This window comes from uncultured Marinococcus sp. (genome assembly GCF_947493875.1).
Lineage (GTDB): Bacteria > Bacillota > Bacilli > Bacillales > Marinococcaceae > Marinococcus.
The window spans coordinates 211,962-236,535 of the sequence record NZ_CANLSU010000005.1 but is presented as its reverse complement, the minus strand read 5'-3'; the positions used below and the strand labels follow the sequence as shown (position 1 = coordinate 236,535).

The window sequence follows — 24,574 nt, the reverse complement described above, 5'->3', positions numbered from 1 at the left end:
AAATAGAAGATTTTAGGATAGAAAGGGACGGAAGACGAAGGAGTCTTTCGAGGTCATTGTGTTATGAATTCACGTGTATACTTACTGGCGGTGTCGGCGTTTATTGTCGGCATGGTCGAACTGATTATCAGCGGCATTCTTCCGCTCATTTCGGACGATTTAGGGGTCTCTATTGCGATTGCCGGGCAGCTGATTACGATTTTTGCCCTCGTATTTGCGGTGGCGGGGCCGCTATTGCTTTCGTTTACGTCCAACGTGGAGCGCAAAACTGTGTATATGTGGGCGCTCGCCGTATTTGCCATCGCGAATATCGGCGCAAGCTTTGCTCCGACGTTTGCGGTGCTGATGGCAGCCCGGTTTGTGACAGCGGCCAGCGCTGCGCTCATTATTGTGCTCGCGCTCACGATGGCCCCAAAGCTCGTGGAAGCGAAATACCGTTCCCGCAGCATCGGCCTCGTCACGATGGGCGTGAGCTCAGCGCTCGTGCTCGGGGTGCCGCTCGGCGTGCTTATCGGCGAGGCGTTCGGCTGGCGGATCATCTTTGTCATGATTGCAGTGCTCACGGTGCTGATTGGTGCGCTCATGGTCCGCTTTCTGCCGCGCATGCAGCCGGAGCAGGTGGTCACGGTCGGCCAACAAATCCGCTCGCTCAAGGACATCAAGATCGTCGGCATTCACAGCGTGACGCTGCTCGTGCTTGCAGGCCACTACACACTGTACGGCTACTTTAACCCGTTCATGCAGGAAACGATGGGACTGAACTCGTTCTGGATCAGCGCTATGTTCTTCATTTTCGGTGCCGCAGCGGTCTCCGGCGGTGGCGTCGGCGGCTGGCTGACCGACCAGTTCGGATCCAAAAAAATGTCGCTTACGTTCATCGCCTCGTTTGCGGTCATCCTATTCATCCTGCCGTTTGCGACGAACTCGATGGCCCTCTTCATCACAGCCGTCATTATCTGGGGCATTCTCAGCTGGTCGATCGCTCCGGCGCAGCAGAGCTATTTGATCGCCGTCGCACCGGAAACGTCGGATATTCAGCAGAGCGTGAACACCTCGGCCCTTCAGGTCGGCATTGCGATCGGGTCCATTCTCGGCGGCATCGTCGTGGAACAGTCCGTCGTTGCGGCCACCTCCTGGGCCGGAAGCGCACTTGTGGTGGTCGCCATGGCGATTGCGCTGATGGCGTACCGGGCGCCGCGGGTGCGGGAAAGTGAAGCAAAGTCGCATTAAATGAAAAAATGCCTCTCTGTCCGCCGTTCATGCGGCGCCAGAGGGGCATTTTTCTGTTTATTTATAAAGAGATTGAGGTTCTTCCTCAGAAGGCTCGCCGTACTGGGCGGAAGCCTCCGGCAGCGTGCGGATGCCGAAGTTATTGGTCCACGGCGCCAGAAACGCGAGCAGTGCAGAAAAGATAAAGCCGCCCCAGTTAAATACGGCCCACGGCAGGAATTCAAAGTTGCCTACGCCGAGCGTGGTGGCCATAAAGACGCCGGACACGGTCCATGGCATCAGCACCTCGGTGATGGTGACCGAATCCTCCATGCTTCTCGACAGGTTGACCGGATGCAGGCGGTGCTTTCGAAACACGTCGCCGTAAATATCCTTTATCAGAAAATAGGTGACGAGTGCGTTGGATGTTCCATTAATCACAACAAAGCCGGATACGAGCGTCGTGAAAACGATGCTGCCCGTCGAACGGAGCTTTTGAATGATTCCTTCAAGCAGCACGCGCAGTACATTGGAGGCTTCGAGAGCCGAGGCGAAGAAAAACGCACAAAAGATAAAGAAGGTGGCATTATACATCGAATACAGGCCGCCCCGGTTCAACAGCGAAGACAGGTCCTCCGATAATTCCACATTTTCCGGAAGCATATCTGTCGTAAACCCGGAGACCACAGAGGCAAAAATATTACTGAACGCGGCTCCCTGAAGAATCCACGCGAGCAGCAAAGCCGTGAGCGAGGAAACAAATAAAATAATCAGCGGCGGCTTTTTCATCATGGATCCAATCAACACAATCAATGGCGGAACGAGCAGCAGGGGATTCAGCGAAAATAAATTTTCCAGCGAAGCGGTCATGCTTTCCACCTCGGCGATCTGGCCGGAGGATGTTGGAATCGTCGTACCGGCAATCCAGAAAACAATGAGCGCGAGAATCGACGAAGGGACGGCGGTATACAACATATGACGGATGTGCTCATAAAGATCCGAGCCCGCGGCGATGGCGCTCATGTTGGTCGTGTCTGAGAGCGGGGAGAGCTTATCCCCGAAATACGCCCCGGAAACGACCGCGCCCGCTGTGATCGCAAGAGATACGTCCATCGTCTGGGCGATACTGATCAGGGCGACACCAATTGTCCCGGCCGAGCCCCAGCTTGTACCGGTAAAGGTGGATGTGATAGCGGTAACAATAAAGGCGAGTACAAATAAATGCGCCGGATTGATCAGCTGCAGGCCGTAGTACACCATCAGCGGAATCGTTCCTGAAATCATCCAGGAGCCGATGATGATGCCGATGCTGAGCAGAATCAGAATGGCCGGAAGCGCGCGCTTGATCTTTTCTCCCATTTCCAGAATGATATTGTCCCACTTGGCCCCGTAAATGACCGCAAAGATGACGAAAACGACCGCGGCAAAAACGAGCATCAGCTCAGCGGGATACTGCAGAATGCCGATGCCGCCTACGAGAATGGCTACGGCGAGAAACACCGGAATAAGGGCGATCCCTATACCCGGCTGCGGCCGGTGCTGCTGTTCTGTATGTTCAGACATGCTATTTCCTCCTCATCCATACTTCAGTTTAACTGCTACTGCACATAATGCCTGGTTCGTTCAAATGCACCTTCGAGGTCCTGAATCTGCTGCGGAGCTCCCTCGAGGCCGACCGACAGCCGGATCAGGCCGTGGTCAAACCCCTGGCGGAGAAGAGCCTCTTCGTTGCCGGGCTTCACCGGGGAGGTGACCAGGCTCTCAAATCCGCCCCAGCTTGTGCCGATGCGAAACAGGCGCAGCTCGTTGATGAAGCGTGCCACGCTTTCAAAGCCGCCGTCCTTTAATTCAAAGCTGAGCAGCCCGGACAAGCCGTAAAACTGCTGGTCGACCAGGACACTGGCTTCCTCGTTCACCGATGGATGGTGAATCGCTTTTATTTCGGGGCGGGTCTGCAGAAAAGAAATAATCTCTGCCGCATTGCTTTCATGATTTCTCATCCGGAGCGGTAGTGTACGCAGCCCCCGGATGACCATGGAGGCCTCCATCGCAGACAGCACCGACCCGAACAGCTGATAGCCGTGGAAAAACAATTTTTTAATAAACGCCCGGCTTGCGATCACGGCTCCGCCGAGCACGTCGCTGTGGCCTCCGATATACTTGGTTAACGAATGAACCACAATATCCACACCCATGGTTAAAGGCTTTTGAAAAAGCGGGGTCGACCACGTATTGTCCATCATGGTGGTAATGCTATGGTCCCTGGCCATGGCGACCGCCTGTTCTATGTCGATAATCTGCATGGTCATTGTTCCGGGGTTTTCCATATAAATGAGGGCGGTGTTTCGCTGAATGCAGTCCTCCATGCTTCTCTCAGAGTCCTTGGTCCAGACCGTATAGGCAATATCAAAGAAAGACAGGTGTTCGATCAGCTGCAGGGCCGGCCCATAGGTGTGATTCAAAAACAGCACGTGATCGCCGGGACGGAGAATTGTCATCCAGGTGCTGCTGATCGCCCCCATGCCGGAGCCAAAGCACTTGCAGGCCTCGCCGCGCTCCAGGGCAGCGAGCTTTTGCTCGAGCACCTCGACCGTAGGGTTGGTGCCCCGGCTGTACACGTGGCGCTCGTTTTCATGCACCTGATCCTCGGCGAATGCTTCAAATGTCGGTTTGGTGAAAAGACTCGTCTGATAAATCGGTGGTGCCACGGCGTGGTAGGGATTTCCTTCATTGTCGCCGTCCCCCATGCAAATTTCTTCGTCCGTTAATTCCATTATGCAACCCTCCAATGAGTCATGCTGTCTACCTATCATATAGGTTAAAATATTCTGATAAATTAAGCAAGGTTTTTTTATTTCCCGGCACATTTCCTTTCATATGGCAATTCAAGTTATAATAAAAAGAATAACAACGCTGAAGGGTGGTATTCCTTAGTGAAAGCTATAAAAAAACAAAAGCTGTCTGCCCAGGTGGTGGATGAAATATATGCGTTTATCAAATCAGAAAAATTAAAGGAGGGGGACCGCCTGCCAAGCGTCAGCGATATGTCGGAAAAGCTGCAGATCGGCCGCTCAACGCTGCGGGAAGCACTGCAGATTCTCGAGTCCCGAGGGGCGATCCAGGTGATTAACGGCAAGGGCATTTTCGTGAACGAGCTGCGCCCGTTTTATATTCATACGATGTTTGATATCGAGAACGAACAGCGGTTTCTGCTGGAAATTCTTGAGGTGCGGGAGGCGCTGGAGAAAAAGGCGATTGACCTGGCGATTTCAAATATTCAAGAAAAGGATATAAAGCAGCTGCAAGCGTATTTAACGGAATATGAAGAAGCCATCAGCCACAATGACCGGAAAACGGCGAACCAGGCGGATGCTTCCTTTCATGAATACATCTATCAGCTGGCGGATAACGATTTTCTCAACAGCATCATTAATTCTGTGGGGGACCAGTTTGAACAATTCTGGAACGAGCCCTTTGGCATTGAACATATCTTTGATGAAAGCTACCCGTACCATCACACGTTACTGGAGGGGCTGGCAGAGCAGGATATTGAAAAAGCCCAGAAAGCCTTTGACCTGCTGATTCAATCGGTGCGCCGTGCGATTAAGAATGTGCAGGTGGATTAAGGGTCATTTGAGACCGAAAAAAGCCGTCCCGCAAAGGAACGGCTTTTTCTATATACTGGAGTTCAGTGAGAGGAATGGCTGTCCAGTGCTTCGTAGAAATTGTATAATATTAGAAATATCAAAAACGCGAAAGACTGTTAATAACTTAAACCCTGGGAGTGAATAGGTTGAGAACAGGTGATTTGTATCGTTGCTCCATCGATCAGCGTGTGTATCAAGTCCTGAGAATTGGAAAAAACATCGTTTTTATGAAGTCGGGAAATATTATCCGTCCGGTCGCTTTAACGTCTGAAAAAGAAGATTCTATTCCCGGATATCAGAGACTCTTCCGAAAAAAAGCAAAAGCAGAAGGTTAAAGCATTTCCTGCTCCTGCCCGGATGCCCGGTAAGAGCAGATGCGGTTGCGGCCCAGATGCTTTGCCTGATATAAAGCATCGTCCGCTGCAATGTGTAAATCGGATATGTCCTGCCCGGGAGATGGATACGTGGCAGCCCCGATGGAGACAGTGACAGAAAGAAAGCCGGGAGGCTGCTGAATGATGAATGCAGTTCGGTTAATATCTGTTCGAATGCGTTCGGCCACGGTCTCAGCATGCTCTGCTTCACAATCGTAAAGCAGAACTGCAAATTCCTCGCCTCCGATCCTGAACGCATCATCACTTGGGCGAATGGAAGCCAGCAGCACTTCACTGAACTGCTTCAAAATAGCATCTCCATCAGGATGGCCGTAAGTGTCGTTAATCTGCTTGAAATAATCAATGTCCAGCATCAGCAGGGAAAGTGGGCGGCATTTTTCTGAATATTCAGTTTTTGCCAATTGAAACATTTCCTGGTATGCCCGCTGGTTATACAAATTCGTTAAGTGATCCCTGTAGGCCTGATAATAGTAGCGATTAAACATCTGATTGACCTTCGTGAGGTGAATAAACATATAAACGGCGATCGACATTCCCGCTGTAGAAGCAATGAGGTAGGCAACGGAAGCGAAAAGCCAGTCCTGGAAGGGAAGGATAAAGAAAAGCAGGATGCTTATATAGATGCTCGTAACAGCTACCATCCAGGCTGCCTGCCGCCGGACTCTTCGAACAAAGGTATGTATAAGACTGAAAGAAACAACGCCGGCAACGATGAGAAAAAACGAGGCCACAGAAGCAGTGCTGAAATCGATCAATAAACGCCCGGCGATAATAATCGTGCCGGAAATAACAGCAGGCACCCAGCCTCCAAATAAAGCCATCAATGCCACAGGCACCATGCGAAGGTCAATAAAGGCGTCGTGGGGAAGAGGGATGCTGTACAAAAGCAGGACTACTCCCAACAGTCCACTGGCTGTCCCGGCCGCTGCTTTTTGCCGGAGAGAGGAAGCGGGCGTTAAAGATGTTTTATAAAACACACGGTGAAACAAGAAAATAAAAGCCGTAAGAATCGTTATATTGACGAAAAATCCTGATAGCATACATCCCCCTCCATTACCCTGGCAAGTAAACCTTTTCTGTTGATAGGTAGTGTGATTAGTATCGAAATGAAAAACAGAGTGCTTGGTACATCAAGGAGAATAGGTAATTATATTATACCATTTCTTTAGAACTACATAATATTTTTATATAAGGAATAAAAAACAAGTAATAACGGCTGAGATATTAAAAAATCTTAATAGAATGATATGGGACTATAATATTTTTTTCGAATTTTAAAGAAAAAATGTCTATGAGTCTAATAAATTGCTTTCCCAGCCGATATAAAAGATATAGATTATATAATAACGGATAGTTGTGCAAAATAGGAGTTCTGAAGAGGTGAATGTGGTGGATCTTACTTATGAATCATACAGCCCATGGCTGGTGGTGCTGTCTGTGTTGATTGCAGTGCTTGCTTCCTATACATCCTTTCATGCAGCCGGACGCTTAAAAACGTCCAGTTCGAAGCATAAAGCCGTCTGGGCGATGAGCGGGGGCCTGTGTCTTGGCGGCGGCATCTGGTCGATGCATTTTATCGCCATGCTCGCGCTCGATATGGGGATGACGGTTACATATGAGCCGCTGCTGCTCGTGCTTAGCATCGTGTTTGCGGTGGCCGCCAGCTGGCTTGCCTTTTTCATTCTTTTATTTTTTAAGCCGAGTGTTCAATGGCATCTGCTGGGGGCTGTGTTTATCGGTATCGGCATTGTGTCGATGCACTATATCGGTATGGCTGCCATGCAGATGAATGCTGAGATTCAGTACAATCCGCTGCTTGTAACGCTGTCAGTCGTGATCGCTTATCTGGCTTCGTTCACCGCTTTGCGGCTTCTTTCAGCCGTACCGTCCATCCGGAAACGCCTGTGGAAGGAATTCGGCTTTATCGGGAGCTCGCTTTTGATGGGAGCCGCTATTTCCGGGATGCATTATACAGGGATGGCGGGAGCGTCGTTTGAACATGGAAGCGCCGGGGTGGCAATGGACAGCGGCACTATTCACACAGAGATTTTGTCCATTTTTATCGGTATCGGCATTATGACGATTTTAGTTATTACAATTATTGTGGCCGTTTTCGACCGTCAGATCGAATTTAAAAAAGACCAGCTGGATTATATCGATGATTTGTACCGGGGCATTATTCATACGGCAAATGATGCGATTATTACGTCCAATATGGATATGATGATTGTTTCCTGGAACGCTGCCGCCGAGCGTATTTTCGGGCATCGGCGGGCGGATATTATCGGTGAACCCCTTTCGACAATTATTCCAAGTGCGTATCAGAGAAGGGTGGAGTATTTTCATAAAACCGGCGAAGAGGTGGAGCATGCTTCACTCGTAGAGCTTGAAGGGCTTCACCGCGAAGGCTACACGTTTCCGCTCGAGCTGTCCTTTTCCCGGCAGGGCACCGGAGAGCAAAAGGTATATACCGGGATTGTCCGCGACATTTCGGAGCGGATCAGGCAGAACGAGCGTATCCAGGAGCTGATTTACCGGGACGATTTAACCCGGCTCCCGAACCGGCGTATGCTGAATGAACATCTCACCCATATGCTGGAGCAGCGGCCCCGGGAGAATCTGGCTGTACTGTTTGTCGACCTGGACCGGTTTAAAAATGTAAATGATGTCTACGGTCACCGCATTGGCGATGAACTTTTAATCATTGCAGCGGAACGGATGAAAAAGCTGCTGCGGGAGTCGGATTTTCTGGCCAGGCAGAGCGGCGATGAATTTGTCATTATTCTGCCGGAGTCGACCGGCTATCGGGCCGGAAACACGGCTCATTCGCTGGTGGAAATATTAAATGAGCTGATTATCATAGAGAAAAATGAATTGTTTATTTCCGCCTCGATCGGCATCAGTATGTATCCGGAGGACGGAGAAACGTCAGAGGACCTGTTAAAGCATGCCGATACAGCGATGTATAAGGCGAAAAGCAGCGGCGCAAATCAATACTGCTTCTTTACCTTGGATATGAACGAAGAGGTCTCCAAAAAAATGCTGCTGGAGTCCGGGCTGCGCAAGGGTATCCTCAGCGAAGAATTTCTGCTTTATTATCAGCCGCAGGTGGACGTTGGGAGCGGAGAGGTCAAGGGCTATGAAGCACTTGTCCGCTGGAGGCATCCGGAGCTCGGGATGGTGCCGCCGGGGGAATTTATTTCCCTAGCTGAAGAAACCGGGCTCATCATTCCGCTCGGGCGCTGGATCCTTCAGGAGGCGTGCCGGCAGATGGCGGAATGGAAAGCGGCCGGAAGCACAGTGGACAGAATGTCGGTAAACATTTCGACCCTGCAGTTTCAGCAGCCGGACTTTTTGAAGATGGTGACGCAAATTCTGGAAACCACCGGCCTGCCCCCGGAATACCTGGAGATTGAGCTGACCGAAAGCATCGTGCAGGATCCGGAACGGTCAGTACCGCTCATGGAGCAAATACGGGCCAAGGGCATCCGCATTTCCCTCGACGATTTCGGCACCGGCTATTCGTCGCTCAGCTACCTGAAGGATTTCCCGCTGAATACGCTGAAAATCGATAAAACATTCATGGATAACATCGAGGACGGGCAGCGGGAGGAAGCGATTGTGGAAACCATTATCCATATGGCCCAGCGCCTCGGCTTTAACGTGATCGCAGAAGGCATCGAAAAAAGCTCACAGCTGAGCCTGCTCTCGGAGAAATCCTGCCAGGAGTACCAGGGCTACTACTTCAGCCCGCCGCTCCCGGCCGAAGCTATTGAAATGCGCAGAGAGCAAAGAGATGAAGAATGTACATCTTAATAATGGAGGCGTGCCCGCGCAGGAAGAGTCTGCACGGGCTTTTTCGTTGAAAAACCGATGAATTTATTCGTTCATAATGTTTTTTGGAAATTAAAATACAATTAGTGTAAATTAGTCTTTAAGACTTAGTACAAAGAATTTATTTATGGAGGCTTATTATGTCCGAGGTGCATTATTTCCCAAGGTATTCGCAAAAAGAAAATATGGTGACAAACAATACTTTACTTTTGTTCAATCGTTTGTACAATCACAGCGCAGATACCTTTAACCAGTTTTTAAATAATCTAATTGAAAAAGAAAATCATGAAATTGATACAAGACTGTCATTCGAACAACAGGTGAAAGCAAAAGAAAGTGTGCCGGATGGAGTAATTCAGCAGCAGAGCTTTAAAATCATTATCGAAACGAAGCTGTATGGCCAGGAACACATTCAGCAGTTAATCAAACACCATAATTCGTTTAATAACGAAGACCAACAGTTGCTTCTTTGGGTGAATAAAGCGCCTATTGATGAAGCATATTATGAAAAAATCACAAAAGAGTTAACGGCGATTAATGAACAACGAGATAATAAGATTATGTTTATAGCGGTAACGTTTAAAGAAATTTGTGATAAAGCAGTAGAAATAACACAAAATCAGCAATTTGGATTGGGAGAAGTAGTGGAGGATTACGCAGCTTTTTGTAATGAAGCGGGACTGATTGATAATTCACACACTAAAATGAGAGTAGTTTTGGCCAGCAAATCTCTGAAGCAAAACATGGAGCACGGAGTGTACTACGCCCCTTCATCCCGGGGCTATCAGAAGCATAAGTACTTAGGTTTGTATGGAAACAAAGCAGTGCGCAGCATCGGCCAAATCACAAACAGTGCCGATATAGAATACGATGAAGCTACCTGTGAACTCTCGGTAATTGCGACGCAAATTGGAGATATTACTGAGGCGCAAAAAAGTATTGTTAAACAAGTTATTCAAGAAGCGAAACGAGAGCAGGGCTTCTTAATTGCCAAGGACCACCGTTTTTTCTTTGTCGATAGGTTTGAAGAAACAGAATACAAAAAACCAACTCCAGGCGGGCTTATGGGGCAGCGATATTTTGATTTGGCAGATCTCCCAGGATTTACTTCTGAATTAAGCACAAAAGAAATAGCTGAATTGTTGGATAATAAAGTATGGGAGATGAAAAACTAAATCCTCCAAAGCGCAAGTTATTAAACTTAAGCCCGCACAGATAAGGTATGTGCGGGCTTTTTTGTGTTTTATCATGTCAGCCGCTTAATGACCTCCCGGTGTTCGGGATAAGCGGTGGTGAGCTCATCGCGTGCAAGCAGCTCAAAGTCGGCAAACTCAAAGCCGGGAACGACGACACAGCTGACCAGCGCGAACTGCTCCGGGGTACGGACTTCAGCGCCGAAAATGACGCCCTTCGGTACGACACCCTGGAGCACCTCGCCATCTGCGGGATTTGGACCAAGCGTTAGGATGCCATGGCTCCCGCTGTCCGGGTGAATCATATGCACGTCAAGAGGAGCACCGGTGTGGTAGTACCACATTTCATCTGACTCCAGTCGGTGCAGGCGCGACGGTTCACCAGAGCGGACGAGAAAATGAATACTCGTATACCTGGCACGGTTTCTTCCGTCAGCTGTCGTAATAGTTTCATCCGATTTCATTGTCTGCCGGAAAAAGCCGCCCTCTGGGTGCGGCTCCAGCTGAAGCTGGTTAATCCAATCGTTGGCAGTGGACACGGGGACCCCTCCTTTTATGTGCAGTTTTCAGTATAATAAACGTTCGCCGGTTTGAACATGCTGCGTACTGGAAACATATACTGTAAATCTGAATTCCAATGGAGGGCGGCACATACTATGCCAGAATCAAAGCAGATACCGCGCGAAGAAGGCATTGAGCATACGCTGGATTTTTTGAAGGAAGGGTATTTGTTTGTTTCCAACCGCAGCCACGGCTTTCAGTCCAATATTTTTGAAACAAGGCTGCTTGGCGAGCCCGTGATCTGTATGCGGGGCGAAGAAGAAGGACGGCTGTTTTACGATGAAAGTAAATTCCGACGCGACGGCGCAGCTCCCAAACGGATATTAAAGACGCTGTTCGGGGAAGGCGGCGTACAGACGCTCGACGGAGAGGCCCATAAACACCGGAAAGCAGCGTTCATGTCGCTGATGAGCGGGGAACGCCTTGAGGAAATGCGCCGGCTGGCCCGGCAGCGCTGGGAGGAAGCGCTCACCCGTTGGGAGCGGCGGGAAGAAATTGTGCTGTACGATGAGGCATTGACGCTGCTGTTTCAGGCCGCCTGCGACTGGGCCGGGGTGCCATTTCGGCAGAATGAAGCGGACGAAAAAGCACAGATGCTCCGGCTGATGATTGAGTCGACATCCTCCATCGGTCCGAACCACTGGAAAGGACGGAGGGCCCGCGCCCGGATGGAAGAGTGGGCCAAGGAGCTTGTAACAGACGTACGGGAAGGTAAGCTTCATCCGCCGGAGCAGACGGCGCTTTATGTATTCGCCTGGCACCGGGAACTGGACGGAGAGCTGCTGGACACGCATACGGCGGCGGTGGAGGTGCTGAACATCGTCCGGCCGATTGTGGCGGTGGCGATCTATGTGGATTTCACCGCCCTTGCCGTGTATCAGCATCCGTTGGCCCGGGAAAGGCTGGCATCGAAAGACGAACTGGAGCTGAAGATGTTTGTGCAGGAGGTACGTCGCTTTTATCCGTTTTTCCCCTTCGTGCCGGCCAGAGTACGGGACGGCTTTACCTGGGAGGGCTACGCCTTTCCAAAAAACCGGCTCGTGCTGCTGGATCTGTACGGAACGAATCATCATCCGGATCTTTGGGACAATCCGGAGAAATTTGATCCCGCCCGTTTTAAGGAGTGGAAGGAGAGCCCGTTCAGCTTTATCCCCCAGGGCGGCGGTGACTACGACTACGGGCACCGCTGCGCAGGAGAATGGATTACAGTGGAGATTATGAAAGAAAGCCTGGATTACCTGGCCAACCGGATGACGTACGAAATTCCGGAGCAGGACGTGAGCTACAGCTTTAACGACATGCCGACGCTGCCGCACAGCAAAATAGTCATGAAGCACGTAACCCGGAAGTAAACAGAAAGGAAGGATGCTATGGCCGGCTACGGCAACGACGTCCAGTTTAAGATTTACCACCCGGAGACAAAAAAGCAGGAGCTGCCCGTATCGTTTGAAGACTGGGAGCAGCAGGCCAGGGAGCAGCTTGCAGACGGTCCGTACCACTACATTGCCGACGGAGCCGGGAGCGGAAACACCGCTGACGAAAACCGGCGGGCCCTCGATAGCTGGCGGCTGCTGCCGCGGATGATGGTAAACACGGAAGAGCGGGATTTGTCGGTGCAGTTGTTTGGGGAGCAAATCCCGTTTCCAGCACTGATGGCGCCGATCGGGGTGCAGACGATTGCCCATGAAGAAGGGGAGCTCGCGGCCGCCCGGGCGGCGAAGCGAATCGGCGTACCGTACGTGGCAAGCACCGCCTCGTCGTTTACGATGGAGCGTATTGCCGAGGAGCTTGGCGATACGCCGAAATGGTTTCAGCTGTACTGGGGCAAGGACGAAGACGTAACAGCAAGCTTTCTGCAGCGGGCCGAGCAGGCCGGCTATACGGCGCTTGTCGCAACGCTTGATACGCAGATGCTCAGCTGGCGGGAGAAGGATCTGGAAAACGGGTATCTGCCGTTTCTGCAGGCGGAAGGCATTGCCAATTACCTGTCGGATCCGGCATTTCGTGCGAAGCTGGAGCAGCCTCCCGAGGAGGATATAGCAGCAGCGGTGCAGCAGTTTGTGGAGATCTTTACAAATGCTGCGCTGTCCTGGGAGGACCTGGCCTTCTTACGCCGGCAGACGGATCTGCCAATTATTCTAAAAGGCGTGCTGGACCCGGAGGATGTAAAAAAAGCTCTTGATTACGATATTAATGGATTAATTGTATCCAACCACGGCGGTCGGCAGGTGGACGGGGCCGTGGCAGCGCTTGATATGCTGCCGGAAATGGTGGAAGCAGCCGGCGGAAGGGTACCGGTGCTGATGGACAGCGGTATCCGCCGCGGTGCGGATGTCATTAAAGCGCTGGCGCTTGGCGCAGAAGCCGTGCTGGTCGGACGTCCGTACATTTACGGCCTGGCCGTGGACGGGGAAAACGGTGCCTGTGAAGTGATGCAAAATCTTTTGGCTGATACCGATCTAACCATGGGACTGACCGGCCGTGCGCGTATTCAAGATATCGACCGTTCGCTGCTCCGACGGCAAAAGTGAGTAGAAAAAACTCCCGGCAAAAGCAATTGTCGGGAGTTTTTCCTGTTTATGAACCTTTTCCCTCTCCATACGAGGCGGGGAGTGTGCCTTTTTCGATAAATTCCTGCACGAGCTTCTGGAAGGTCTGCGGGTCACGGGCTTCAACAGAAAGCGTACGCAGATGAGTGTAAAAAGAGCGCTGCTCGAATTCATAGGCGAATTTCTCCGCGAACGACTGGGCGACCACCTGGCCATAGCTCCAGCAGATTGGTTTTTTATCCTGTGGCAGTGAACGGGCAAGAAGCACGAGTGTCTCAAGCAGCATGTTGGTCAGCACGGGATCGTTTTTAACATACACGCTGATGTGCCCAAACGCTGTGTACAGATAATCGGAAAAATACTCCTGCTTCATAACGACACGCAGCGTATTTTCCCCGTCGGATAAATACGGCGTAAAGGAGGTTACTTTGGCGATGGACAGAAGCAGGTCAATCAGCTGGTAGAGCGTGTCCTTCAGCGTCCCGGGCTCGTCGTTTGAGACCGCCTTTACGGCAATATCCTTCAGCTTCTGAACGCCGAAGCTGAGATCCTGGATTTCGTTCTGCCGGTCCCCGAGAAACAGCATGCGCCGGTATTTCTGTTCATCGATTTCTTCGACCGGAGTTTCCTCGGTCTTCCAGTAGGAAAAAAGCGTCAGGTCCGGAAGCAGAAAATCACCTATGCTACAGTGCAGTTGGAGAACGATGCCGTCCTTCTGTGCTTCCTGGATCAGTTTGCCAAAATCAATAATCTGCAGGTACCCGGACGTTTCGCAGGCCACCTTCTGCGCCTTCTCCTGCTGTTTTTGCGGAAGATAGGAAAGCCGGAGGTGATCCGGATTGTCGGCCCGGTATTTTTCCAGATCGTAGTGGAGCGTGTTTAAAATCCGTTCCTCGGACTGCTTTTTCATATCCGTGGTAATACTCGGTGCCTGCATCCATTTGGTGGCGTGATTAATAAATAAAATAAAGTTCAGCACGGAAAAGGCGGTCGCGAGCAACCCGGCAATCGGGAAAATGGTGTACTGGCTGATCGATGAGTCCAAAAAGAAAAATACGATCAACAGGTAGAAAAAACAAAGGTTAAAAATGCCGATGGCGTGCTGGGTGCGGCGGTTGGAAATGAAATTGATCAGCACCCGTGGCGTAAACTGGTTCGACATATTGGTCAGCACCATCAGCATTGAGTTAAAGGTGAACGCGTTGAGCGTCAAAACCCCGGAGAGCATCGTACTGTACATCGTCTGAGTGAGCGAGTATTCCGTGGTAAACGCCGAAAGAAGCGTCCAGCCGGGCCGCAGGCTGAACTCGATCCAAAATGAAATAATCGATAAAAATACCGCAATGAAAATATAAACAGCCGGAAGTACCCAGAGGCTGGCGCGTGTTTCATGCCAGCGCTGGCGCGAAGACATGCTGAGCAGCCGCTTGACTGGTGCCGGCATCATACGAAACAGCATATGAAGCATCGGTTTCACCCGCTTTCTTTTCTAGGATTTGTATTATTTCTGCTACAGTTAAGCATAAAGGTTTCCGGCGGGAAATGATATGAGTGCCGGAGAATCGATCCTGTTTCTCGGGCAGCGCCCGGTGGTATATTGAAACGTAACAGGATACATAACCAAGAGGAGGAAAACGATGAATATTGCAGTTTACCAAATGGATATTGTAGCGGGAGACCCGGAAGCAAACCGGCAAAAAGTACAGCGGTGGCTCGGGGAGCAGGAGCTCGGCGGTGTAGACCTGGTCATGCTTCCGGAAATGTGGACGACGGCGTATACGCTCCCGGAGCTTCGTGACATTGCGGAGGATCCTGCGGACAGCGAAACGATCCGCTTTTTACAGGACGCAGCTAAGCGCTATCACGTTCATATCATGGGAGGGTCGATTGCAGTTAAGCAAAACGGGAAGGTGTACAACCGGGCCATTGTGATTAATAACAACGGGGAACTTGTTTATGATTATGACAAAATGCATCTCGTGCCGATGCTGAACGAGCCGGCCTATTTAAGTGGCGGACGTGAGCCGGTGAGAGTGTTTGAGCTGGGCGGTGTCAAAATGGGAGTGGTGATCTGCTATGACCTCCGCTTTCCGGAAATCATCCGGAGTCTCGCCCTGCAGGGATGCGAGCTGCTGTTTATCCCGGCGGAATGGCCGGACAGCCGCCGGAGTCACTGGGACGTGCTGAGTATGGCGCGGGCGGTGGAAAACCAAATGTATGTCGTGACGTGCAACCGTCCGGGCTCCTACGACGGCATTACGTTTGCGGGCTCCTCGGCGTTTATTGACCCGTGGGGAAATGTGCTGCAGAAGGGCAGCGTGGAGCGCGAGGAAACGCTCCAGGAAACCCTGGACCTGTCCAACGTGTCCGATGTCCGCAAAAACGTACCCGTTTTCGACAGCCGGGTGCCGGACTTGTACGAATAAAGAAGAAAGCAGCCTATGATAGAAGAAAGGCGGCGGTGAATGATGAGTCAAAACCAAAGCGATCTGTTGAAAAAAGGCGTACAGCGGAGGGTGCTGTGGGGAGCTATTTTTTTAATGGCGACCTCCTCCATCGGCCCGGCATTCTTAACGCAGACGACCGAATTCACGTCCCAGTTTCTGGCGAGCTTTGCCTTTGCCATTTTAGCATCGATTATTATTGATATAGGCGCTCAGTTAAACATCTGGCGGGTGCTGGTGGTTTCCGGAAAACGGGGACAGGACGTGGCAAACATGGTGTTTCCTGGGCTCGGCTATCTGGTTGCAGCACTCATCGTACTCGGCGGTATTGCCTTTAACATTGGGAACGTAGCCGGAGCAGGTCTTGGTATTAACGTGCTGTTTGGCATTTCCCCGGAGGTGGGGGCAGTGATTACCGGCGTGATTGCAATTATCATTTTTACCGTAAAGAGCGCAGAAAAAGTGGTGGATATTCTGATTCCGATTCTGGGTGTAGTGATGATCGTCATGGTAGGCTATGTCATGATCACGACGAACCCGCCGGTTGGGGAAGCCGTGGTTCGCAGCGTGTTCCCGGAGGATTACGCAGCACTCGTGCTTCCGGTCGTAACGCTTGTCGGCGGCACCGTGGGCGGCTATATTACCTTTGCCGGTGCTCACCGGCTGATCGACCGGGGCTTTCAGGGAAGAGAAGCCCTGCCGCTTGTCACAAGAGCCGCGAATTTTGGCATTCTAACGACCGGGGTTATGAGAGTGCTTTTATTCCTTGCTGTGCTGGGTGTTGTGTCCGCAGGGTATACGCTTGATGAAGGTAACCCGGCAGCCTCCGTATTCCAGATCGCTCTTGGCAACGTCGGATATAAAATATTCGGCGTGGTGCTCTGGTCCGCTGCGATCAGCTCCGTGATAGGGTCGGCATATACGAGTGTTTCATTTATCCGTTCCTTTCACCCGCAGCTCGAAAAGTATTATAAATGGCTGATCATCGGCTTTATTGCTTTTTCCACGATAGTGTTCGCTATTGTTGGCGAACCGGTCACATTGTTAATCGTCGCCGGCGCTTTAAACGGGTTAATTCTTCCGTTAACCCTCGGATCGGTGCTTTTGGCTTCCAGAAAAAAGTCCATTGTCGGGGATTACAGGCACCCGGCCTGGATGCTCATATTCGGAATAGTGGCAGTGCTGGTTACCCTGGTGGCAGGGTTTCTATCGCTTCAGGGAATTGCGGATCTGTGGCAGTAGAATTTAAAATGAAGTGCTTTTAAGGTTGGGGCCGGAGGAGCTTGAATAGCTTCATCCGCCTGTGATATAATTTATTTAACAAAAAAACGGCCCGTGCGTGAACACGGACCGCCAGCAGCAGTACTGACCCTTCAAAGGGGTCGGCCATGGGAGAAAATAAACCACAAGAGCCGTTCAACTCAAAGGTGGTTTATTTTTTTTGCTTAAAATAGTCTGCTAACATCACGCTTGCGTAGATCGCTGTTAAAATAGAAGCGGCTACGGTTACGGCGTCTATTAGCATCACGGCATCCCCCCTTTCGTGAGGGAGTGCCGACCACCTTTGAGTTACAGTATGCTGTTACTATAATAGTATCAAAGGCCAATCGATATTTCGAATATTAATGGAAATAAAAACTGGTTTTAAATGGACCGAATTTTTTCGCTTGCACGTTTGCCCGCCTCCCCGGAAAGGGAAAAGACGTTTCATATTATACAAAAGAAGGATGGTATCAATGCCAATATACTGCAAGCGGCTCCATAAGAAAGCAGATACGGACGACGGCTACCGGATTTTCGTTGAGAAGGAATGGCCGAATGAAGTCGAAGAGGTGCGTGCCGATATTCATGAATGGGTCGACGGCGTCGCTCCGTCAAAGGAACTCCAGAAGGCGCTCGATGAAGAGCCGAAAAAGTTCGAGAGCTTCAAGGAAGCGTACAAGGCAGAGCTTGAGCAGGATGAGCTTAAACGCGAAGAAATGCAGCGCCTGAAAGAAATTGTGAGGATGCAGGACAAGGACGTGACGCTCGTATTTTCGTCGGAGGACGTAAAACGAAATCACGCCTGGGTACTGAAGGAAATTCTTGACCAGCAGCCCGCGCATCCAAGAGAATAGATAATACGAAAGCCCGCCTACAGGAGGCGGGCCTGAAGCGTGGAGACGACGAGTCCCCACGCTTTTTTTGCGGTACTTTTTCGTCCCACATGGGTAAATGCATGAAGCGTCTTCGGAAACATCCGATACTCTGCGGGCACGCCTTCCCGTTTTAAGCGCTTCGCGTACCGGAAGGCTTCCTGGGCCAGGGAGTCGTATTCCGGTGTGAACACGAGCGTCGGTGGCAACCCGGCGAGCGATACCGCCCGAAGCGGGGAAATATACGGGTGCGCGGCACTCTGGCTCGTTTCCAGGTAGCTTGCTGGAAACAGGTCTGCTACAAAAATCGGGATCGCTCCCGGAAAGGACGGTTTTTCGCGAGGGTCGGTCGCAAGGTCAAGAATTGGCGAGTCTAAAATTTGAACCGCGGGCATCGGCGCCCCGGTGTCGCGCAAAAGCAGCAGCGTTGATGCTGCGATGTTGCCGCCGGCGCTGTGTCCGCCGAGGGCAAAACGCTCCATATTCAGCCCGAGCCGTTCCTCCCGGGCGTGCAGCCAGGTGAGCACGTCCCGGACTTCAAACATAGAAAACGGAAACCGGCTGCGCGGAGCCAGGTGGTAATCAATATTTACCACTACGCACGGCGTGCGTTCGGCCACATGCCGGCCCCAGCCTTCGTCATCGGCATAGCTGCCCATGAAAAAGCCGCCGCCATGCAGATTCACAAACACTGGGAGAGCTGTGCCTTCGGCTGCTTCCGGATAATAGAGGTGGACGGGCGTTGCGCCGGCGGCCGTTTCGACGATGTAGGAATCGGTGCGGACCGTATCTGCCGCGGGCGGGGTAATGTGGGTCGGCGAATAGCGGCGCATTTGTATTTGAAACGCGCGCAAAAGCGCGGTTAACAGGTAGGTTCTCCATACAGGCATCCGTGCCACTCCTTTCTTCTCTCTACATGCCTATTCCTTCCAGGGCCCGTTGTTAAGCTGACAATTGCCCAATATAAAAAATCAGCCGGCGTTCCCTCGGAGAATACCGGCTGATGCTGCGTTATTTTCGTTTAATCCCAATCGAGCGCCCGGCTTTGGCCGGCCAGTTCTCCGGAAAAAGAACCGGGAGGCCGGTAAAGCCCTGCTGCAGCGCTTCGGGAAACGGGGCGGGACGTCCGGCGGACTGGTCCATTCCCATGACCATCTGTTCACTTGTGGCGATTGTTTCGTTCTGGTCGTTCAGCATTTCAAACCACAGATGCAGCCGCTTAGTGTCCTGGTCGAGGATCGCGGCTGATACAGCGAGCGGCTGGTCCTGGCGGGCTTCCGCCAGGTACATCAGGTGCGTTTCGAGGGTGAATACGGTGTACTGCTCCTGTTCGATAAAGCGGGCGGTCAGGCCGGTGCCCTCAAGCAGCGCGTCCAGCGCGCGGCTGAACACAGCAGCGTAAGCCGCATCGTTCATGTGCCCGTTGTAGTCCACCCATTCCTTGTCCACGCGGCCGTTCCAGACTGTGCGGTTATCTGTCATGGCTCTCGACCTTTTCTGCCGGCCAGTAGCTGCCTTCGTGCAGCAGGTTCATCAGCTTTAAAAGAAACTCATCGCGTCGCTCTTCAAGCTCGGCGACGCTTTTGTCGCCGGACTGCTCCTTGGTTCCTTCGATGACTTTTTCACTCAGCTCCGGGGTGAGCTCCGGTGCTTCGAGCTTGGTCCATGGCGCTTTCAGAGCCGGGCCGAACTGTTCAAGCATGTGGGTCATGCCTTTGTCCCCACCGGCCAGATGGAAGGTCAAGAAAGGTCCCATCAGTGCCCAGCGGAGACCGGCGCCGTAGACGATCGCTTTGTCGACTTCCTCGGTGGTGGCGTGGCCATCGTTCACAATATGAAGGGCTTCCCGCCAGAGGGCTTCCATCAGGCGGTCGGCAATATGGCCGTCCACCTCGCCCTTCATCGCAAGCGGCTTCATGCCGGCAAGCTCATATATCACCTGCGCACGCTCCATTTCGGCACTCGTCGTCTGCTCGCCGCCGGAAAGCTCCACAAGCGGAAGCAGGTACACGGGATGAAACGGGTGGGCAACGATGACGCGCTCCGGATGGTGGGTGCAGTCGGTCTGCAGTGTTGTCGGCTTGTAGCCGGATGTGCTTGAGGCAATGATGGCTTCGGCCGGCGCGTGTTCATCAATCTGGGCGAGCACGCTTCGTTTGATGTCCTCGCGCTCGGGTACGTTTTCCTGAACAAGGGCAGCGTTCGAGACAGCATCTGTAATATCAGTCGTAAATGTAAGCTTATCGATGGAGGCATCGTCGTGCATGCCATTTTCCTTCAGCTTCGGCCACAACGACGTGACGGTGCTGCGGGTTTTTTCTTCGGCGCCGTCCGCCGGATCACAGGCGATAACGTGAAAGCCGTGCGCGAGGAAACGGGCGATCCAGCCGTTTCCGATCACGCCGGTTCCGACGACGGCAATAGTAGTTGTTGTTGGATTCATGAGGTCCTCCTAAGGATTTTAAGATTGTTTCGTCAGGCCGAGCGTATCGCGTGCTTCCTGCGGGGTCATTGGTTCTACGTTCAGCGTCTGCAGCAGCTGCACGGCTTTATCGACGAGCTGGGCGTTCGTTCCGAGCACACCTTTTTCAAGGTAAAGATTGTCCTCGAGGCCGACACGGACGTTGCCGCCAAGAAGAGCCGCCTGGGCGACCATCGGAATCTGCATGCGGCCGATACCGAACGCGGACCAGTTGGCGCCCTCCGGCAGGTGATGCCTCATGTGAAGCATTGTTTCCGCATCAGCTTCTGCGCCCCACGGAATGCCGAGGCAGAACTGATAGAGCGGATCGCCGTCCACGAGGCCTTCGCGGACAAGCTGGTTGGCAAAGCGGACGTGGCCGGTATCAAAGCACTCCATTTCCGCCTTCACGCCGCTCTGCTGAATCAGCGATGCCTGCTCACGCAGCCAGCCGGCCGGGCCGAGGTATACCTGGTCGCCGAAGTTCAGGCTGCCGCAGTCGAGGGTGCATATTTCCGGAAGATATTTTCCGACCGGAAGGTGGCGCTCCTCCGGTGTCTGTATAAAGGTGCCGTCGCCGCCGGTGGCCGGGTGCTTCTGGTCGGGAACAAAATCGCCGCCGCCTCCGGCTGTAAGGTTCAGCACGACGTCGGTGTCGCTTTCGCGGACGCGCTCTACGACCTCCTGGAAGAGGGCGGGGTCAAAGCTGTAGGCTCCTGTTTTTGGATCGCGCACGTGAATGTGGGCGACTGCGGCTCCTGCCTTGGCTGCTTCGATGGCGTCACGGGCGATAGCTTCCGGTGTTACGGGAACATGCTGGCTTTTGTCTGTCGTTTCTCCGGCGCCGGTAACGGCGCTTGTAATAATTGTTTTCTGGCCCATTATTTATCTTCTCCTTTATCATTTCTCTCTATTGGAACAGCGTCGAAAATATCTCCGCTTTCGAAAAATTCGACGAGACGGCTGATCCAGTTATAATATGCGACCCATTCGTCGAGCTCTTTACGGAGCTCGGTAATTTTCTGGTCTACCTCTGGTGAACCGTCGCTCGCAGCAGCGATCTCGTCGATTTCGCGCTGCAGCTTGTTGGCAAACTGTCGGTTTTTGCTGATCACTTCCCGCCAGTTTGTGGTAAACAGGGACACAAACGTCTGCACATAGTCATTTTCCACATTGTAATGCTCCTTGCGGCTGCCTTTTACATGCTCTTTTTCTGCAATGTTTAAGGAAATCATCTGCCGCATCACCTGGCTCATCCGGGTCTTGCTCATTCCGGTCGCTTCGGCCAGGTCATCGAGCGTCATCGGCTCGCGGTTCATATAAATGATGCCGAGCAGCCGGCCGATCGTGGATGATACGCCAAACGTATTCATATTGTCGGAAATGCGGTCGGCAATCTGCCGTTCGGTTTCATTCAATTGTTCAAGCAGCTGGCTTTTATCCCCTGAGGCACTCATGGCGCTCCCCCTTTATCATTCCTTCTCTGTTTTCCACGCGTCTAACTGTATCATGTTTCAAAAAAAAGACAAAAACGCAGGTTGGGCTCACTAATGGCGAAAAAGGGAGGAAATATAAGATACTGAACTATAAACTCTGTGCAATAAAAATTGCATAGATTTTATGGAGGTTTTTGCGGGCTTACGCGTTTTTTCTTTTCAAAGGGCTTTCTCTATAATGAAGGACGTTGTGAACGAGTGCAGCGGAAAGACTATGGAGGAGGTACATACATATGAGAAATATGACGACGGTTTTAAAAGTGTCGATCATTCTTATCCTATTATTCTTAGCGTTCGGCGTATTTTTTACTGCGCAGCTTGAAGCAGCAATGACTGCTGCCCAGGCGTTTGTATTTGTGCATTTTGGCTGGTATTTTCAGATTTTAGTGACGCTTCTGTTAATTTTCGCCGTCTACCTGGGATTCAGTAAATACGGAAAGGTACGGCTTGGTAAACCGGATGAAAAGCCCGAGTTTAACCGGCTTACCTGGTTTACGATGCTGTTTTCTGCCGGTATTGGGATCGGGCTGCTCTTTTACGGGGTATCCGAACCGATCGGGCACTTTTCAAGTCCGCCAAACGGTGAGGGCGGCGCAGAAGGTGATGCCATCCGCGGCGTTTCCTCGACGTGGCTTCACTGGGGGCTGCACGCCTGGGCGATCTATGCGCTGGTAGCGCTGGCGCTCGCTCTGCAGCAGTTCCGCTACCAGGCACCGGGACTGATGAGTACGACGCTCCGGCCGGTGCTCGGCAAATATGCGTACGGCCCGGTTGCAAATATTGTTGATATTATTGCCGTATTTGCTACATTATTTGGGGTCGCCGCCTCGCTCGGGCTCGGATCCCAGCAGATTAACGCCGGGCTGCAGTTTATTTTCGGCGTGCCGTATAATCTCGGCGTGCAGTTCATTATCATGACGATTGTGACGATTATCTTCGTAACGTCAGCAAGCACGGGGATTCAGCGCGGCATCAAGTATTTAAGTAATATCAATTTGAGCCTGACCGGCATCCTGCTGTTGTTTATGCTGATCGCGGGACCGACGCTCTTTTTAATTAACATGTTTGCTTCCGGCCTGTCCGATTACGTACAGAACTTCCTCGGCTGGGGACTGCGGATGGATCCGATCGATGAGCAGGAAGCAGCGTGGACGCAGAACTGGACCGTTTTCTACTGGGCCTGGTGGATTTCGTGGACGCCGTTTGTCGGCATGTTTGTCGCCCGGATTTCGCGGGGACGGACAATTCGTGAATTTATGGCCGGGGTACTGCTCGTGCCGTCAATCGTTTCGTTCTTCTGGTTCAGCACGCTCGGCGGAAGTGCGATCTTCCTCGAGCTGTTTGAAGGACGCGAGGTATCATCGCAGTCGCTCGAAACGGCACTGTTTTATGTGCTTGAAACGTATCCGCTCGGAGGCATTATGTCCGTGTTTGCTATCATCGTGGTGACGATTTTCTTTGTAACCACCGCAGACTCTGCGACGTTTGTGCTCGGGATGCAGACGACCGGGGGCAGTCTGAACCCGCCGGTGTCGATCAAAATCATGTGGGGCATCTTCTTCGTTTCCGTTACTGCGATTCTACTGGTGGTCGGCGGCCTGAGTGCTTTCCAGACCGCGATTGTGGTCAGCGCGCTGCCGCTGTCGGTCATAGTTATTTTAATGTGCGTAGGTATTGTCAAGACCTTAAACCTCGACCAGAAACGCGGAAGATAAGCGCGGGCAGGAACGCAGGCTGCGTTCCTGCTCTTTTTTGCGTTATAATATAGTTTTGTCTGAGAATATATATGTGGGGGGAAAAGAATTTATGAAAAATATAATGTACATTATTATCGGCACCCTGCTGTTTGCGCTCGCGGTGACACAGCTTGCGATGCCAAATTCCATTGCCGAGGGCGGCATTGTCGGGATGTCTCTTTTAATCTATTACGGACTCGACATCTCGCCGAGTATTTCGACACCAATCATTTTTATTCTGCTGCTCGGTATCGGGATTCGTTACCTGCCGCGCCACATGGTGTATAAAACAATTTTTAACGTGGCGCTGTTTTCATTCTTCATCTGGATTTTTGAAGGGGTGTACGCCCAGCCGATGGAGGATCCGCTGCTTGCTGCGATTTTCGCCGGGGCGATCACCGGCGTCGGCTTCGGCTTTATTTATCAGGCCGGAAGCTCCGTCGGAGGCACATCCATTATCGCCCGTGCCTTTAACCAGCAGCTCGGCTGGGATCTGACCGGCATGACGCTCGTTCTGGACGCGCTCGTCGTGATTGCAGGGATTTTCATTATCGGGCCGGTGTCTACGATGTACACCCTGATTACGCTCTACATCGGGAAGGTTGTCACCGACTTTGTGCTCGGCGGCTTTGACTCGAAAAAAGCGCTCAACGTGGTATCCCCGTACTCCGAACAGATCTCGGAGCGGATTACGAAGGAGCTTGCCTCGAGTGCAACCGTTTTTGACGGCAGGGGAGAGTACATGAAAGAACAGCGCCGTGTGCTGTATATTGTGATTCACTCGCACCGTCTGCTTCGCCTGAAACGGGTGATTAAAGAAGTGGATCCGAATGCGTTCATTGTCGTGCACAACGTGAAGGACGTATCGGGCGGCACGTTTTCGATCGGCCACGAGGAAGTACGTTCGTAAAGGA

Annotated in this window: 22 protein-coding genes; 12 read left to right on the top strand and 10 right to left on the bottom strand. The window is 51.9% G+C overall.

All coding sequences use genetic code 11. The annotated features are described in order from the left end of the window. Nucleotides 1–63: 63 nt before the first annotated feature. Nucleotides 64–1,230 (top strand): MFS transporter, encoded by a 1,167-nt coding sequence (locus Q0757_RS11615; RefSeq protein WP_298787483.1) that lies wholly within the window; start codon nucleotides 64–66, stop codon nucleotides 1,228–1,230. A gap of 57 nt (nucleotides 1,231–1,287) precedes the next feature. Here the strand turns inward: Q0757_RS11615 and nhaC are convergent, their stop codons facing one another. Then, nucleotides 1,288–2,772, bottom strand: coding sequence for a Na+/H+ antiporter NhaC (nhaC, locus tag Q0757_RS11610; RefSeq protein WP_298787481.1), 1,485 nt, complete (start codon nucleotides 2,770–2,772; stop codon nucleotides 1,288–1,290). 35 nt (nucleotides 2,773–2,807) lie between these two features. Beyond that, on the bottom strand, nucleotides 2,808–3,983 hold the full coding sequence (locus Q0757_RS11605) for a PLP-dependent aspartate aminotransferase family protein (RefSeq protein WP_298787479.1): 1,176 nt from the start codon (nucleotides 3,981–3,983) through the stop codon (nucleotides 2,808–2,810). A gap of 159 nt (nucleotides 3,984–4,142) precedes the next feature. Here Q0757_RS11605 and Q0757_RS11600 point away from each other — a divergent pair, with 159 nt between their 5' ends. Together Q0757_RS11600 and Q0757_RS11595 are read left to right on the top strand one after the other, a co-directional pair. Further along, nucleotides 4,143–4,835: a FadR/GntR family transcriptional regulator gene (locus Q0757_RS11600; RefSeq protein ID WP_298787477.1), complete on the top strand. Its 693-nt coding sequence runs from the start codon at nucleotides 4,143–4,145 to the stop codon at nucleotides 4,833–4,835. Between the two features lie 167 nt (nucleotides 4,836–5,002). After that, nucleotides 5,003–5,191: a hypothetical protein gene (locus Q0757_RS11595; protein ID WP_298787475.1), complete on the top strand. Its 189-nt coding sequence runs from the start codon at nucleotides 5,003–5,005 to the stop codon at nucleotides 5,189–5,191. Here the strand turns inward: Q0757_RS11595 and Q0757_RS11590 are convergent. Then, a complete protein-coding gene (locus tag Q0757_RS11590) occupies nucleotides 5,188–6,291 on the bottom strand; it encodes a diguanylate cyclase (RefSeq protein ID WP_298787473.1) in 1,104 nt (367 codons plus the stop codon). The two genes, Q0757_RS11595 and Q0757_RS11590, sit on opposite strands and share 4 nt — an antisense overlap. 340 nt (nucleotides 6,292–6,631) lie before the next feature. Here Q0757_RS11590 and Q0757_RS11585 point away from each other — a divergent pair, with 340 nt between their 5' ends. Both Q0757_RS11585 and Q0757_RS11580 read left to right on the top strand, forming a co-directional pair. Beyond that, nucleotides 6,632–9,067, top strand: coding sequence for a bifunctional diguanylate cyclase/phosphodiesterase (locus Q0757_RS11585; RefSeq protein WP_298787471.1), 2,436 nt, complete (start codon nucleotides 6,632–6,634; stop codon nucleotides 9,065–9,067). Nucleotides 9,068–9,225: 158 nt separating this feature from the next. Further along, nucleotides 9,226–10,260 (top strand): hypothetical protein, encoded by a 1,035-nt coding sequence (locus Q0757_RS11580; protein WP_298787469.1) that lies wholly within the window; start codon nucleotides 9,226–9,228, stop codon nucleotides 10,258–10,260. Nucleotides 10,261–10,331: 71 nt separating this feature from the next. On the opposite strand, the gene Q0757_RS11575 is transcribed toward Q0757_RS11580, so the two are convergent. After that, nucleotides 10,332–10,817: a cupin domain-containing protein gene (locus Q0757_RS11575; RefSeq protein WP_298787467.1), complete on the bottom strand. Its 486-nt coding sequence runs from the start codon at nucleotides 10,815–10,817 to the stop codon at nucleotides 10,332–10,334. Nucleotides 10,818–10,934: 117 nt separating this feature from the next. Here Q0757_RS11575 and Q0757_RS11570 point away from each other — a divergent pair, with 117 nt between their 5' ends. Together Q0757_RS11570 and Q0757_RS11565 are read left to right on the top strand one after the other, a co-directional pair. After that, entirely contained in the window at nucleotides 10,935–12,191 is a 1,257-nt protein-coding gene (locus Q0757_RS11570) for a cytochrome P450 (protein WP_298787464.1), read from the top strand. Between the two features lie 18 nt (nucleotides 12,192–12,209). Beyond that, nucleotides 12,210–13,370, top strand: coding sequence for a lactate 2-monooxygenase (locus Q0757_RS11565; RefSeq protein WP_298787462.1), 1,161 nt, complete (start codon nucleotides 12,210–12,212; stop codon nucleotides 13,368–13,370). Between the two features lie 46 nt (nucleotides 13,371–13,416). On the opposite strand, the gene Q0757_RS11560 is transcribed toward Q0757_RS11565, so the two are convergent. Beyond that, nucleotides 13,417–14,856: a DUF2254 domain-containing protein gene (locus tag Q0757_RS11560; protein WP_298787604.1), complete on the bottom strand. Its 1,440-nt coding sequence runs from the start codon at nucleotides 14,854–14,856 to the stop codon at nucleotides 13,417–13,419. Nucleotides 14,857–15,025: 169 nt separating this feature from the next. On the opposite strand from Q0757_RS11560, the gene Q0757_RS11555 reads away from it, so the two are divergent. From Q0757_RS11555 to Q0757_RS11545, 3 genes are all read left to right on the top strand, one after another. Then, nucleotides 15,026–15,814 (top strand): carbon-nitrogen family hydrolase, encoded by a 789-nt coding sequence (locus Q0757_RS11555; RefSeq protein ID WP_298787460.1) that lies wholly within the window; start codon nucleotides 15,026–15,028, stop codon nucleotides 15,812–15,814. A 42-nt stretch (nucleotides 15,815–15,856) separates the two neighbouring features. After that, complete coding sequence (locus Q0757_RS11550; RefSeq protein ID WP_298787458.1) at nucleotides 15,857–17,074, top strand: NRAMP family divalent metal transporter; 1,218 nt, start codon at nucleotides 15,857–15,859, stop codon at nucleotides 17,072–17,074. 494 nt (nucleotides 17,075–17,568) lie between these two features. Further along, entirely contained in the window at nucleotides 17,569–17,949 is a 381-nt protein-coding gene (locus tag Q0757_RS11545) for a DUF488 domain-containing protein (protein WP_298787456.1), read from the top strand. A 17-nt stretch (nucleotides 17,950–17,966) separates the two neighbouring features. Here Q0757_RS11545 and Q0757_RS11540 read toward each other — a convergent pair whose 3' ends face one another. The 5 genes from Q0757_RS11540 to Q0757_RS11520 all read right to left on the bottom strand — a co-directional run bounded on the left by Q0757_RS11540 (nucleotide 17,967) and on the right by Q0757_RS11520 (nucleotide 21,885). Then, nucleotides 17,967–18,857 carry an alpha/beta hydrolase gene (locus tag Q0757_RS11540; RefSeq protein WP_298787455.1) on the bottom strand — a complete coding sequence of 297 codons (891 nt, stop codon included), beginning with the start codon at nucleotides 18,855–18,857 and terminating at the stop codon, nucleotides 17,967–17,969. Between the two features lie 121 nt (nucleotides 18,858–18,978). Continuing rightward, a complete protein-coding gene (locus Q0757_RS11535) occupies nucleotides 18,979–19,449 on the bottom strand; it encodes a thioesterase family protein (protein WP_298787454.1) in 471 nt (156 codons plus the stop codon). Further along, nucleotides 19,439–20,410: a 3-hydroxyacyl-CoA dehydrogenase NAD-binding domain-containing protein gene (locus Q0757_RS11530; protein ID WP_298787452.1), complete on the bottom strand. Its 972-nt coding sequence runs from the start codon at nucleotides 20,408–20,410 to the stop codon at nucleotides 19,439–19,441. Before Q0757_RS11530 ends, Q0757_RS11535 begins: the two co-directional genes overlap by 11 nt. 18 nt (nucleotides 20,411–20,428) lie before the next feature. Then, on the bottom strand, nucleotides 20,429–21,310 hold the full coding sequence (locus Q0757_RS11525; protein ID WP_298787450.1) for a 3-keto-5-aminohexanoate cleavage protein: 882 nt from the start codon (nucleotides 21,308–21,310) through the stop codon (nucleotides 20,429–20,431). Then, a complete protein-coding gene (locus Q0757_RS11520; RefSeq protein WP_298787448.1) occupies nucleotides 21,310–21,885 on the bottom strand; it encodes a GbsR/MarR family transcriptional regulator in 576 nt (191 codons plus the stop codon). Before Q0757_RS11520 ends, Q0757_RS11525 begins: the two co-directional genes overlap by 1 nt. Before the next feature lie 272 nt (nucleotides 21,886–22,157). On the opposite strand from Q0757_RS11520, the gene Q0757_RS11515 reads away from it, so the two are divergent. Further along, the gene (locus Q0757_RS11515) at nucleotides 22,158–23,639 is read left to right on the top strand and encodes a BCCT family transporter (protein ID WP_298787446.1); all 1,482 of its coding nucleotides are present in this window, start codon (nucleotides 22,158–22,160) and stop codon (nucleotides 23,637–23,639) included. A 91-nt stretch (nucleotides 23,640–23,730) separates the two neighbouring features. Further along, on the top strand, nucleotides 23,731–24,570 hold the full coding sequence (locus tag Q0757_RS11510; protein ID WP_298787444.1) for a YitT family protein: 840 nt from the start codon (nucleotides 23,731–23,733) through the stop codon (nucleotides 24,568–24,570). Nucleotides 24,571–24,574 lie beyond the last annotated feature (4 nt).

Coding starts and splice junctions, on each gene's coding strand:
- Q0757_RS11615 (WP_298787483.1), top strand. CDS start 64: ATGAATTCACGTGTATACTTACTGGCGGTGTCGGCGTTTATTGTCGGC.
- nhaC (WP_298787481.1), bottom strand. CDS start 2,772: ATGTCTGAACATACAGAACAGCAGCACCGGCCGCAGCCGGGTATAGGG.
- Q0757_RS11605 (WP_298787479.1), bottom strand. CDS start 3,983: ATGGAATTAACGGACGAAGAAATTTGCATGGGGGACGGCGACAATGAA.
- Q0757_RS11590 (WP_298787473.1), bottom strand. CDS start 6,291: ATGCTATCAGGATTTTTCGTCAATATAACGATTCTTACGGCTTTTATT.
- Q0757_RS11580 (WP_298787469.1), top strand. CDS start 9,226: ATGTCCGAGGTGCATTATTTCCCAAGGTATTCGCAAAAAGAAAATATG.
- Q0757_RS11570 (WP_298787464.1), top strand. CDS start 10,935: ATGCCAGAATCAAAGCAGATACCGCGCGAAGAAGGCATTGAGCATACG.
- Q0757_RS11565 (WP_298787462.1), top strand. CDS start 12,210: ATGGCCGGCTACGGCAACGACGTCCAGTTTAAGATTTACCACCCGGAG.
- Q0757_RS11560 (WP_298787604.1), bottom strand. CDS start 14,856: ATGCTTCATATGCTGTTTCGTATGATGCCGGCACCAGTCAAGCGGCTG.
- Q0757_RS11555 (WP_298787460.1), top strand. CDS start 15,026: ATGAATATTGCAGTTTACCAAATGGATATTGTAGCGGGAGACCCGGAA.
- Q0757_RS11550 (WP_298787458.1), top strand. CDS start 15,857: ATGAGTCAAAACCAAAGCGATCTGTTGAAAAAAGGCGTACAGCGGAGG.
- Q0757_RS11545 (WP_298787456.1), top strand. CDS start 17,569: ATGCCAATATACTGCAAGCGGCTCCATAAGAAAGCAGATACGGACGAC.
- Q0757_RS11540 (WP_298787455.1), bottom strand. CDS start 18,857: ATGCCTGTATGGAGAACCTACCTGTTAACCGCGCTTTTGCGCGCGTTT.
- Q0757_RS11535 (WP_298787454.1), bottom strand. CDS start 19,449: ATGACAGATAACCGCACAGTCTGGAACGGCCGCGTGGACAAGGAATGG.
- Q0757_RS11530 (WP_298787452.1), bottom strand. CDS start 20,410: ATGAATCCAACAACAACTACTATTGCCGTCGTCGGAACCGGCGTGATC.
- Q0757_RS11525 (WP_298787450.1), bottom strand. CDS start 21,310: ATGGGCCAGAAAACAATTATTACAAGCGCCGTTACCGGCGCCGGAGAA.
- Q0757_RS11520 (WP_298787448.1), bottom strand. CDS start 21,885: ATGAGTGCCTCAGGGGATAAAAGCCAGCTGCTTGAACAATTGAATGAA.
- Q0757_RS11515 (WP_298787446.1), top strand. CDS start 22,158: ATGAGAAATATGACGACGGTTTTAAAAGTGTCGATCATTCTTATCCTA.
- Q0757_RS11510 (WP_298787444.1), top strand. CDS start 23,731: ATGAAAAATATAATGTACATTATTATCGGCACCCTGCTGTTTGCGCTC.